At 48.9% G+C, this 11,840-nt stretch carries 11 protein-coding genes; 8 read left to right on the forward strand and 3 right to left on the reverse strand.

Annotated features, from left to right (window positions below):
- Positions 1 to 62 precede the first annotated feature (62 nt).
- Entirely contained in the window at positions 63 to 1,826 is a 1,764-nt protein-coding gene (locus tag ACWIUF_RS02530; RefSeq protein ID WP_448570605.1) for a carbamoyltransferase family protein, read from the forward strand.
- A 56-nt stretch (positions 1,827 to 1,882) separates the two neighbouring features.
- Here the strand turns inward: ACWIUF_RS02530 and ACWIUF_RS02535 are convergent, their stop codons facing one another.
- Positions 1,883 to 2,464 carry a Uma2 family endonuclease gene (locus tag ACWIUF_RS02535; protein WP_448570606.1) on the reverse strand — a complete coding sequence of 194 codons (582 nt, stop codon included), beginning with the start codon at positions 2,462 to 2,464 and terminating at the stop codon, positions 1,883 to 1,885.
- A gap of 406 nt (positions 2,465 to 2,870) precedes the next feature.
- Between ACWIUF_RS02535 and ACWIUF_RS02540 the strand changes: the two genes are divergently transcribed.
- The 3 genes from ACWIUF_RS02540 to ACWIUF_RS02550 all read left to right on the forward strand — a co-directional run bounded on the left by ACWIUF_RS02540 (position 2,871) and on the right by ACWIUF_RS02550 (position 5,118).
- A complete protein-coding gene (locus ACWIUF_RS02540; protein ID WP_448570607.1) occupies positions 2,871 to 3,632 on the forward strand; it encodes a hypothetical protein in 762 nt (253 codons plus the stop codon).
- A gap of 95 nt (positions 3,633 to 3,727) precedes the next feature.
- Positions 3,728 to 4,699 (forward strand): hypothetical protein, encoded by a 972-nt coding sequence (locus tag ACWIUF_RS02545; RefSeq protein WP_448570608.1) that lies wholly within the window; start codon positions 3,728 to 3,730, stop codon positions 4,697 to 4,699.
- A 41-nt stretch (positions 4,700 to 4,740) separates the two neighbouring features.
- Positions 4,741 to 5,118: a hypothetical protein gene (locus ACWIUF_RS02550; protein ID WP_448570609.1), complete on the forward strand. Its 378-nt coding sequence runs from the start codon at positions 4,741 to 4,743 to the stop codon at positions 5,116 to 5,118.
- Between the two features lie 106 nt (positions 5,119 to 5,224).
- On the opposite strand, the gene ACWIUF_RS02555 is transcribed toward ACWIUF_RS02550, so the two are convergent.
- Positions 5,225 to 5,437, reverse strand: a complete 213-nt coding sequence (locus tag ACWIUF_RS02555; RefSeq protein WP_448570610.1) for a type II toxin-antitoxin system HicB family antitoxin — start codon at positions 5,435 to 5,437, stop codon at positions 5,225 to 5,227.
- Positions 5,438 to 5,647: 210 nt separating this feature from the next.
- On the opposite strand from ACWIUF_RS02555, the gene ACWIUF_RS02560 reads away from it, so the two are divergent.
- The 3 genes from ACWIUF_RS02560 (at position 5,648) to ACWIUF_RS02570 (ending at position 6,950) form a co-directional block, all read left to right on the forward strand.
- Positions 5,648 to 6,241, forward strand: a complete 594-nt coding sequence (locus ACWIUF_RS02560; protein ID WP_448570611.1) for a Uma2 family endonuclease — start codon at positions 5,648 to 5,650, stop codon at positions 6,239 to 6,241.
- 152 nt (positions 6,242 to 6,393) lie between these two features.
- Complete coding sequence (locus ACWIUF_RS02565) at positions 6,394 to 6,660, forward strand: ribbon-helix-helix domain-containing protein (RefSeq protein WP_448570612.1); 267 nt, start codon at positions 6,394 to 6,396, stop codon at positions 6,658 to 6,660.
- An 89-nt stretch (positions 6,661 to 6,749) separates the two neighbouring features.
- Positions 6,750 to 6,950 carry a type II toxin-antitoxin system RelE/ParE family toxin gene (locus ACWIUF_RS02570; protein ID WP_448570613.1) on the forward strand — a complete coding sequence of 67 codons (201 nt, stop codon included), beginning with the start codon at positions 6,750 to 6,752 and terminating at the stop codon, positions 6,948 to 6,950.
- 44 nt (positions 6,951 to 6,994) lie between these two features.
- On the opposite strand, the gene bchH is transcribed toward ACWIUF_RS02570, so the two are convergent.
- Positions 6,995 to 11,032 carry a magnesium chelatase subunit H gene (gene bchH / locus ACWIUF_RS02575; protein WP_448570614.1) on the reverse strand — a complete coding sequence of 1,346 codons (4,038 nt, stop codon included), beginning with the start codon at positions 11,030 to 11,032 and terminating at the stop codon, positions 6,995 to 6,997.
- Between the two features lie 629 nt (positions 11,033 to 11,661).
- On the opposite strand from bchH, the gene ACWIUF_RS02580 reads away from it, so the two are divergent.
- Positions 11,662 to 11,805, forward strand: coding sequence for a hypothetical protein (locus ACWIUF_RS02580; RefSeq protein ID WP_448570616.1), 144 nt, complete (start codon positions 11,662 to 11,664; stop codon positions 11,803 to 11,805).
- Positions 11,806 to 11,840: the final 35 nt, after the last annotated feature.

The following is an 11,840-nucleotide window of genomic DNA, read 5'->3' on the forward strand; positions in this document are numbered from 1 at the left end:
TTAAGACAAAATTCAACCTCAAATTTAAAATGTGATTGATTTATTTTAACGTAATATACTTCTTGCTAATCATCCCATTCTATTTTCTAATGTCTATGAACATTCTTGGCATCAATGCTTTTCACGGTGATGCTTCCGCTGCCTTGGTCCAAAATGGCCGACTCATTGCAGCCATTGAAGAAGAACGCTTCAACCGGATTAAGCATTGGGCTGGTTTCCCATCTGAATCTATCCGCTACTGTCTGGCTGCGGGCGGGATCACCCCCCAAGACTTACATCATGTTGCTGTTTCCTTCAATCCCAAAGCTAACCTCAGTCAACGGATTCGCTTTACCCTTCAGCAGCGACCCTCCCTGAAAAGTCTTGTCGATCGCTTGAGTAAACAGCGTAAATCTGCCAGCCTCAAAGACTACCTTGCACAAGCGTGCCAGTGTGATGTCGAGAGTTTGCGTGCTCACTTCCACACCCTTGATCACCATTCTGCCCACCTAGCTTCAGCCTTTAATGTTTCTCCCTTTGGACAAGCCGCGCTCCTCTCCATTGATGGGATGGGAGATTTTGTCAGCACACTCATGGCCGCTGGTCGAGATACCCATCTCGATTACTTCTCCCGTATTTATTACCCCCACTCTTTGGGTTATCTTTACAACGCCATCACCTTATACCTGGGTTTTCCAGCCTATGGTGATGAATATAAAGTAATGGGTCTAGCCCCCTATGGTGAGCCTGAATATTTAGAAGCATTCCGGCGCATTATTTTTCCCACAGAACAAGGATTTGCGTTAAACCTAGACTACTTCACCCATCCCCAGCAGGGCATTGCCATGACGTGGGACAGGGGCGCACCTGTCGTTAATCCTTTTCATAGTCCTGAATTAGAAAAGCTCTTGGGACCAGGACGTAATCCCAAAGATCCTGTAACCGATCGACATCAAAACATTGCCGCCTCACTACAAGCCATGACTGAGGAAATTATTTTTCACCTACTAAATCAACTGCATAAACGGTTTCCTAGTAATAATCTCTGTCTGGCGGGTGGAGTAGCAATGAACTCAGTTGCTAACGGAAAAATTACTCAGAATACTCCTTTTAGTCATGTCTATGTACCACCTGGGGCCGCTGACAATGGCACCTGCATTGGTGCAGCTTTTTTTGTTTGGAACCAAATACTAAAACATCCCCGCGAGTTTTGCCTGGAACACGCTTATTGGGGTAGTGCCTTCGACGATGAGAGTTGTTACCAAGCTTGCCTAAGCCATAAGCTCAAACCTGCTTTCTTAGATACTGAAGCGTTGCTAGAACGAGTCGTCAATGATCTTTGTCAGGGTAAAGTCGTCGGTTGGTTTCAAGGTCGTATGGAATTTGGTGCCCGTGCCCTGGGTAATCGATCGCTCCTTGCTGATCCGCGCCGCGCTGATATGCGAGATATTATCAACCTTAAGATTAAATTTCGCGAAAAGTTTCGTCCTTTTGCCCCCAGCATTCTTGAAGAAAGCATCAGCGAGTTCTTTGAGTTGGGAGAGACCTCTCCCTTCATGGAGCGGGTCTTGCAGGTGCGTCCAGAAAAACGCAACCTTATCCCTGCTGTAACCCATGTAGACGGCTCAGGACGATTACAGAGTGTCAGTGCCCGTACCAACCCCCTCTATTGGCAGTTAATCCATCACTTTGGCCAGCGTACTGGAGTACCTATTGTCTTGAATACCTCGTTAAATGAAAATGAACCCATTGTCCGAACCCCAGATGAGGCCATCAACTGTTTTCTCAGAACTAAAATGGACAGTTTAGTTCTAGGTAGCTATTACATCGATCGCGAACAGAAATAAAAAATAAACTGACATTATCACAATGAATTTTAGGATTAAAATACCCTGATTTTGACCTAGCCAAAGACACGATCGCACTTAAACGTAAATCCTGGCAAAACCGCCTCACCAGAAAGCACAGACGGAGCCATGATCACCTCCACAGACTGATCCTGACGATAAATCTCAACCTGGCGATGTTGCGGATCAATCAGCCAGCCTAACCGACAGCCATTAGCGCGGTACTCCGCCATCTTCGCCTGTAAATCCTTCAGCCGATCGGTTTTCGATCGCAACTCCACCACAAAATCCGGACAAATCGGCGGAAAACCCTCCTGCTCCTCCGGCGTCAACGCCTGCCACCGAGTCAATGCCACCCACGCCGCATCAGGTGTGCGATCGGCTCCATTGGGCAAATGAAACACCGTAGATGAATCAAAGACTTCTCCCAAACCGGATGCCTGATTCCAGTTCCAGAGCGCTGCAATAATCCCCGCATTGCGCTTGCCAGTAGTTCCCCCCGTGGGTGGCATAATCTCTAATTCCCCCGTCGCCGATCGCTCCATTGCCACATCTCGATTGGCCCGCGCCAACGCCTCAAATTGCGCCTGGGAAACCTTAAAAGCGACTGGGATTTGCACCAACGGTTGCATATTCATGACATACGGTTAAACTTTGAAACTAGCAACTTTGAATATCAGTGCGTGAGAAATCACACTCTTTGAATAATAGTGGCTTACTAGTTACTTTTGCTAAAGTAATGAGCGCATTTCAATTTCGTAGCGATCGCTATTTCTACTGCTTCACTAGGGCTACACCTAGCAGCCTCAACCTCTAGGGCAAGATATTCCTCAACAGAAAAGCCTTTTTTAGGAAGTGATGTTGTGGCCATCTCAACAATCCTAATCTGTCCATTAATACTATAAAAATCCTAGCATCCTTCAACCACATTGCCCAGATATCTGACTCCAATAATGCCTCTATAATGGTTACAGATGGGGCCGCGATCGCCTCCTGGCTGGGTAGGATTGGTACAATCAATCTATTGCCCTGATTCAACACCCAATGACCACCGAACGCCTCGAACGTCTCGAACGTGACCTGGATGCTATGCGCGACATTATGGTATCCACTGTCCGCCATGCCGAACTTGCCCAGAGTCGTCTCGATCGCGTCGAGGCCAGCCTTGACCGTATCACCGAAAGGCAAGAGCACACTACTGAGCAACTTCAGGCGCTAACCGAACGACAAGATCGCAATGCCGAACAAATCCAGGCCCTCAATCAACAGCAGGAAGAAGCCGCTATCCGCTTAGCTGAGCAACTTCAGGCGCTAACCGAACGGCAAGATCGCAATGCCGAACAAATCCAGGCCCTCAATCAACAGCAGGAACAAGCCGCTATCCGCTTAGCTGAGCAACTTCAGGCGCTAACCGAACGGCAAGATCGCAATGCCGAACAAATCCAGGCCCTCAATCAACAGCAGGAACAAGCCGCTGCCCGACTGGATGAATTTATTTTTCAGGCCCAGCGACTCCTTGGAAACAACGCCGAACAATCGACCCAAAACAGTGGCCGCCTCGATCGCTTAGACGGTGTCGTCGCCATGTTAAGCCGCCTGCACGATCGACAAGATGCCCAACTGGAGCGCCACCAAGCCCAACTGGAGCGTCAGCAGGCCCTCCTTGAACACCAGCAGGCTCAGATTGAGCGCATGGATCGGGAGTATGCCGAATATCAACGCACCACCAACGCGGCCCTCGAACGCATCGATCGCCTCCTAGATTACCTGATTAACCGCGATCGGGATCAACCTAACAATGCTTAACGGAGCTAGCCTGACTGCCAGAATGCCTAGTCACAACTTTACCACTTTCAGAAATACTCTCTAGGATTTAATTGATAAAAAAAAGGAGCAAGTACTTGCGAAAAATACAAAAAATCTCCATCTTGTTCACTACAGCACTTGTGGTTACAATCACTAGCGGAGAGATCTTTTCTCGATATTATCTGGGCTTAGGTACACCACCGCTTTCAATCGCACATCCAACCATCGAATATATGTTTAAGCCGAATCAAGATGTGTATAGATTTGGCAATCATATCATTATCAATCAATATGGAATGAGAACAGCACCATTTTCTGTGGATGAGACTGATGATGAACTTCGAATTATGGTTTTTGGAGATTCGGTTTTGAATGGCGGTAACCTAACAGATCACGCCGATCTCGCAACAACCTTTTTACAAGAGAAGCTCAATCAAACACAGAAGCAAAAAGTAGTTGTTGGTAACATATCAGCAGGTAGTTGGGGACCTGGTAATTGGCTTGCCTATGCTAAGGAATATGGCTTCTTTGGAGCCGATGTTGTTGTTCTAGTTATTTCAAGCCATGACTATGCTGATAATCCCAGCTTTAGTGATTTGAATCAGAATACACACCCAACTAGGTATCCTATCTTGGCTCTGGTTGAAGGAGTTACGCGATACTTGCCTCGCTATCTGCCACACCTTAAAACAAACCAAGTCAATAGTGAATCTGATAAATTTTCTGAACAGATAAATGAACAAGAAGGATTGAGAGGGCTTAAGTATTTAAGGAGTTTTCTTCAATTATCTCTTGAGCATTCGTCCAACATTTTGGTGCTTCAACATTGGGAAAAGGAAGAAATAGAAAGGGGTTTTCCCAAGCATGGAGGTCAGCGAATAAAAGAGCTTTGCCAGTCAATGGAGATCACTCCTGTGTCGTTAGAACCCTACTTTAGCCATTCAATTGAAAATGGCAAGAATCCCTATCGTGATAATATTCACCTCAATCAAATTGAACAGAAAATTATCGCCCAAGTAATATTTGATAACCTGCCTAAGAAAGTGCTGATGCAGTCCCCAGAATAATATAATTGTCCTAGTTCCCAGCCCGTCCAGGGATACCCGCCATGACCCAGGGCCTCCCCCAAAACTACCCCAATCCTGGTGCGAACCAATTCCCGGCTCCCCCCACAGATCTCCCCTACGACGACGCTGAACCCTTGGCAACACCCCGCCACCGCTTTGCCATGAACCTCTTGATCGACAGCCTCGATCGCCATTGGCAACACCGCAACGACTACTTTGTCGGCGGCAACATGTTTCTCTACTACAGTGCAGCCCCAGTTAAAAATCAAGTCAAAAATCAAGACTTTCGTGGCCCCGACTTCTTTGCCGTCCTAGGGGTTGAACACCAGCGCGATCGCAAATATTGGGCAATTTGGGACGAAGGGGGCCAATACCCCGACGATCGCGGTTGGCTCTGGAGTCAAGCCTTAGGGTTATGATTAGGACTATGGTAAGATGAAATCCACCGTGAATCAGCCCTGTCGCTACGGTTTTATGATCCAGACGGCAACCTCGTTCAAGCAGAAACCCTAGGCAGACGAGTACTCAAACCTGTACCTCCACAGTTGTCAAGCTCATCTGAGACATTTGGGGAATTTCTTCCCCATTTGCAAGTCTATCCTCAAGGTGAAGATGGATAGCATCTTGAATATTGTGGATAACCTCCTCGTAAGAGTCTCCCTGGGTATAACAGCCCTGCAACATCGGGCATGAAGCAAAATAACCCTCTGCATCTTTTGCGATTAGAACCGGAAACAAAAAACGACTTATATCCTCAATACTTTAACGATGAATTTATATATCGTAACCCTGATCTAAAGCCTTCAATAACAGAAGTTTAACACACGATATTTTTTAGGAAAATGATCTAGCTTAACGTACTGAAACAACGCTTTTCTGTAAGACTAACCCGTTAGCCCTGCCTGTTTGATAAAATATAGATCTAGTGGTATAGGAGAATATTCGCTGATGATCGTTCAAATTGAAAAGCGACACTATTCACCGTCAGAATACCTCGATCGCGAGATCCATTCCCAAGAACGCCACGAATACATCAACGGGGAAATCCGAGTCATGACAGGTGGTACACCCAACCATAACGATATCGCCAGTAACCTGTTGGTGGCTCTCAAGCTTGCCCTAAAAGGCCAACCCTATCGCACCTTCATCACCGATCAGCGCCTTTGGATTCCCGCTGCTAACCTGTATACCTACCCGGATGTCATGGTCGTTCCTAAACCGCTAGAGTTGCAAACCGGTCGCACCGATACCGTCATGAATCCTGTTTTTATCGCAGAAGTCCTCTCAAAATCTACTCAAGATTACGATCGCGGCGAAAAATTCCTCGCTTACCGGACCCTAACCAGTTTCCAAGAGTACCTTTTAATCGATCAATATCGGATTCATATCGAACACTACGTCAAAACTGCTGCGAACCAATGGCTACTAACTGAATATGATGATCTCAGAGTTGTCTTGTCGTTCAGAGTTTTCACTTTCCAGATCACAATCGCCAGTCTTTATGATAATCTTGAGATAACGGATGACGGCAGAGAACTGTAAGTTAACTTACAGCACTTACATACCTGATGAGATACAGAACCTGATGAGGTACAGATAAGGGGCTTAAGCCCCTTGTTCGCAAGGCTTGATCGTACTTCATTAGAGAGAAAACGGCTGTAATGTTTATTTAGCTTATTTTGCGAGAGAAACTAATGGAAATCATCCTAAATCCTGATTTAGAGACATTGATTCAAATGCAGATCGATCGCGGACATTATGCCTCGCCAACAGAGGTGATTGCGGCAGGAGTGAGGCTACTTGCTACGACGGAGCAGATCTATCAGGGACGTTTTGAAGAATTACGCCGTGAGATTATGATTGGGGTGGAGGCGGCTGATAAAGGAGAAATGCTGGATGCAGATGAGGTATTTCGCCAGATGCAGGAAAAGTTAGATCAGAAACGTCATACAAGCTCATGAGTAGAGTTTTTAAGTTTACAATTCCTACAACTCGTGATTTAGCAGAAATTTTAGACTACTTAGCAGAGTAGAGTACTTTTGAAGCTTTTTTGAAAAAGGTTAACAAGACATGCCAGAAACTGGCTAGTTTTCCAGAGATAGGCCGAAAGCGAGATGAACTTAGATCTGGTTTGCGCAGTTTTCCGATCAATGACTACCTAATCTTTTATCGTTCCACAGAGAACACGATTGAAGTTCTGAGAATTGTCAGTGGATACCGGAATTTAGGAGCTTTGTTTGAAACTGATTAATTCAAAGATAATGCAAAGAGAATAACTCAGAAGTAGGCCGTAACTTACTCGATCGCGACCCCCTCAATTTCCGCATCCGACAGATCATAGAGTGATTGCAACTTCGCCAACATCTCTGGTTTCGCGTGCCAAAAACCGCGCCCGTGGGCCTCTAACATCCGCCCAACAATATTCCGAAATGCCTCCGGATTCGCCTTGCGTAACTTCGCTGCCATCTCTGGATCAAGGGCATAGGTGGTAGCAGCTTGATCGTAAACCCAGGCTTCTTGAAAATTGGTGGTACCACCCCAGCCAATTAACGCCGTCATCCGTTGGGAAATTTCATAGGCTCCCCCCGATCCCTGATTCGCCATTGCTTCAGCCCATTTCGGGTTGAGTAACTTTGTGCGGTATTCCATGCGGAGTAAATCTTCCAATTTGCGTGGCGTCGTATCCTTCGAGAAACTTTCCACAAAACTGGTGTGTACCCCACTGCGACGACCATTTGCCCGACGACGTTGTTCCGCCGCCTGTTTCAGCGCCCCTGTATTGGCGTAATACTCCTGAATATCCGTCAGACCGTATTCCACCGAATCGATTTCCTGGACAATACGATCGGTACTTTGCAACAACGTTTGTAACACCGCTGGCCGCGCCTGCCCCTGATCCTGACGCCCATAGCTAAAAGCATTGCGACCTTCCCAGGTTTGGGCTAATTCTTCCCCGGACTCCCAACTCGAACTCACGACGCGATCGTTCACCAGGGAACCAAAATCTCCTGCCGGATTAGAAAACAACCGGGCCGCTGGATTCTCGATCCCCTGGGTTTGCATCGCGAGGGCGTGTTTACGAATAAAATTTTTCTCTTCCGGTTCATCAACAAGGGCTGCTCGTTGGAACAGATCATCCAATAATTCCAGGATATTGGCAAAACTATCCCGGAAAATTCCCGACAGGTTGGCTAACACATCAATGCGGGGATGATCGAGTTCGGCTAGGGGGATTAATTCATAGCGCACAATCCGTCCCGTCCCTTCCTTCAGGGGGACTGCGCCCACGAGTTCCAGCAGAATCCCTAACGATTCGCCCTTGGTTTTAATCGCATCCAACCCCCAGAGCATAACTGCGATCGTTTCCGGATACTGGCCCTGTTCTTCGAGGTGTTGGGCAATCAGTTTACGGGCGATCGCGCGTCCCCGTTCGTAGGCCGCAGGTGAGGGCATCCGGTAGGGATCGAGGGCATGGATATTGCGCCCCGTGGGCAGCACACCGGGACCATCCCGCAACAAGTCACCGCCGGGTGCTGGGGGAATGTATTCGCCATTGAGGCCGCGTAGTAAGTTCGTTAATTCGTCCCCAGTTTGGGCCAATAAATCGCAAATTTGGAGGGCTGTTTCCAGGCGATCGCGGGGCACCTGATATTTGGTTTCTGGCCCATATTGGGTTTCAAGATCTTTGAGGGTGAGGGGTTGATCGTCTGGTAGGGGCAGGTTCACCAAGGTTTCTGTCTCTCCGGCAAGACTTCTGGTAAACCTGCCCCTACAACCATGCTGGCAGAGGGTATCAATCACGGCATCAGGCAGATCGTCGCCGAAATAGGCCCGTAGGTAGCTAGTTAAAGTTTCAGTATCGGGGGCTTCACCGAGGGTGTGAAGGCCGGAGGAGAAGAGGCGTTCTTCCAGGACTTGCAGATAGCTATAGAGATCGATCAAATAACTGTTAAACACTTGATCGCTAAACATCCGAGCATTTTCGGGTGTGAATTCAATCCCTAGACGATGGGCTTCCTCAAAGGGGCGATCGGCATCCAGACCCGTATCCAAAATCTTTTTACAAATGGCTTCCTTCAGGGCAAAATTCTTCTCCGGATCTTCGCGATATTCATTAATCAAATCCCGTAAATTGACCAATTCCTTATACAACCCAGCGCGACCATAGGGCGGCACATTATGGGAGATTAAGACCCCGTAACCCCGTCGTTTGGCTAGAATCGATTCCGAGGGATTATTGGCTGCATAAATATAGAGATTGGGCAAATTCCCCAGCAAAACGTCCGGCCAGGAATAGCCCGTATTGCCTAAGGGCGCACCCGGTAGCCATTCCACCGTGCCATGCATCCCAAAGTGGATGACCGCCTGGGCACCGAACTCTTTTTGTAGCCATTGGTAAAACGCCGCGTACTGGGGATGGGGCGTCAAGTCCCGTTCAAACATCAACCGCATGGGGTCCCCGGCAACCCCCAAGGGCGGCTGCACCCCAATCCACACATTGCCCAACTGCAAGCCACCGAGCCAATAGACTTCCCCCAGCGTGCGAATGCCACAATCCGTCAACGACTGCCAACAATCCTCAACCCGTCGCGTCAGCAAATACCCCAACCACCGTTCCAACTGGGGCACTGTCACCGTCGTTAATGCAGGCATGGGAGGGTGATGGGTTTCTGGGTCCAATGAGGGTGGGTTTACGGAAGTTTCGAGTTGCCCGCTAGGGATTGGTGTCAACCCGCCCCTACCCATCAATGCCCTACCCATCAATGTTGGTGCCGCCATTGCCCGATCACCAGACGTTCCCTTTGGAAAATCGCGTAGCCGCATCTCCTCATCCGCAAACCGCACCTGCGCCATCAGACTTTCCGGATCATCCGGCAAATCCCCCACCGTATACCCCTGTTCTTGCAACGCCTGAAGCACCTTCAACAACGATCGCGGCACATTCAACAACGCCGCCGTCCCCGTCGCCCCATATCCCGGCGGGAAGCCATAGAGAATAATCGCGATCTTGCGCTCGGCCACGGGCGTGCGCCGCAGGTTAATCCATTGCCACAACCGCCCCGTCAAGCGTTGCAACCGTTCCGGGATCAGATAAATGCGATCGCCCACCAGGCCCCCCAACGGCACCGTATCGATCGCCCCATCCAACTCCGGCAACGCATACAGCACCACACTTTGCAGCCCGCCAATTCCCCGCCGTGTCCAGGACTGGATATCCTGAATCAACAACGGAGCCGCCACAATATAGGGCACATTCTTCGCACTCAGGATGCGCTTAGCTACCTCGACCTGCCGTCCCGCCTCCATCGATCCCGCTGGACCCCCCACCAGAGGAAACCCGATCGTCGAAACGATCGCATCCACCTGAACGGCATCCGGTGACAGCGAGGGCGTTGGATTCTGCCCCTGTTCCCGTTGCGCCTGTTCCGCCGCCGTCGTCAGCCAATCCCGTACCGCCACATGGCCTTCCACCCCATTAATAAAAATCGGCACCGGAATTAACCCCTGGTCCTCAAAATGGCGAATCAACTGGGGAATATAAGGCTGCTGCGTAATCACATGCTTGCGATACAGCAAAATCCCCACCACAGGCGCATCGGCCACCCCTCCCCTTCGTGCCCCTTCGTCTCTTAGGGTCTTAGTGGTTCCAAACCATTCCAGATAAGCCTTCGGCGACTCAAAATACCCCACATAATCCGGATGCACCAGACCAATATTGGGAATCGTCACCGGCTCCGGCAACACCGTCAACGCCTCTAGACTTTTTGGCGGCAACTGCAAATAATACTTCGCCAAATGCCAAAACATCGCCGCAACATTTTCCGGCCCCCCCGCATTCCAATAGCCATAAACAATTAGCCAATTGCGCAGGTCTTGAACCTTTTGCACCGGAATGAACTTGAGTAACTTCGGACCCGTTTTCAGAAAGCTAATATAGCCCGCCAGCTTATCTTCCTCACGCCCCGTACTGAACTTATCCAGAATAAACTTCACCGGCTTTGGCATCCCCTTAGGCCGATCGCCGATCGCGAACTTGCCCAACTGGGTCAAACTCATCAACTCCAACGCCGACTCAAACACCAGACGGATGGGAATAGCCTGGACCCGATCGCGCAGCCACATCACCTGCTCATAGTCAAAAATCAGGCTAGCAAAAAACACCTGGGCATCCTGAAGTGCCGCCTCAATGCGATCGGGGTCCTGGGCCAAATCGCGATCGCTAAACACGCAAATCTCCAGTTCCGGGCAGCGAGCTTGGGCCAACTGGGCCGCCTGCCGATAGAGATCTGTATTAAATGACTCAAACCCTGTCAGTAGAACGATCCTAGCCATAACTCCCCTCCCGTCATAGACCCAGCCTATCCCCACAGCCAGGGGAACCTTCCTATCTCTATTGTAGTGACGCTGTCGGGATGGCCCTTGGCAGTGCCCAGCGGCTCCCAACCCCCCCGATTCCTTTACCGCTGGATAAAACAACAAACTAAGAACCGAGGTCAAGTACCAACTTCACGTCCAAGGGTCCGCAGTAACCCCAAAGATAGCTGGGATCAACATTGGGCAGAATTTCAACTATGAGCTAAGTGCCTACCACGCTTGAGCCTTAGAAACGCCATGCTCATCTTGTCCTTGCCCCGCGATCGTGCCAATGTGCCGAAACCCAACATTACTTATCAAATACCTTAATGTTATTAGATTCACTCATCAATCATGCTTGGGAAGTGCTGAAGATCGGGCCAGTTACAGCTAAACGCAGGCATTTATTACTAATTCTAAAGACCTATGAAGAAGCATGGAATTCTTTGACAGGATCAAACCTCTTTATTATGATCAAAGCATAGACGGTAAGAAGAGGGAACGTTCCAGATATTTTTAAAAGCGATCTGGAAGCGATCTGGAGACAATCATCAAGCACAAGCAACGAAACCTAAAAACCAACGTGAGACTTGCTGGGGAGAAAGATTATGAAACTCTGGGAAAATATCAATAGTGCAATTCGTTATGTTATGGAAGCCGTAGGTCGGGTTTTCACACCGATTGAAGATACCTATCCCGCGATCGGTGTACAGCCGTTTGATGGGGAAATTCCAAGGGCACACAACTACTAGCTAAAATGTGCAGTTATCAATGGAAGTGGGGAGAC

Source organism: Trichothermofontia sp., from assembly GCF_053493415.1.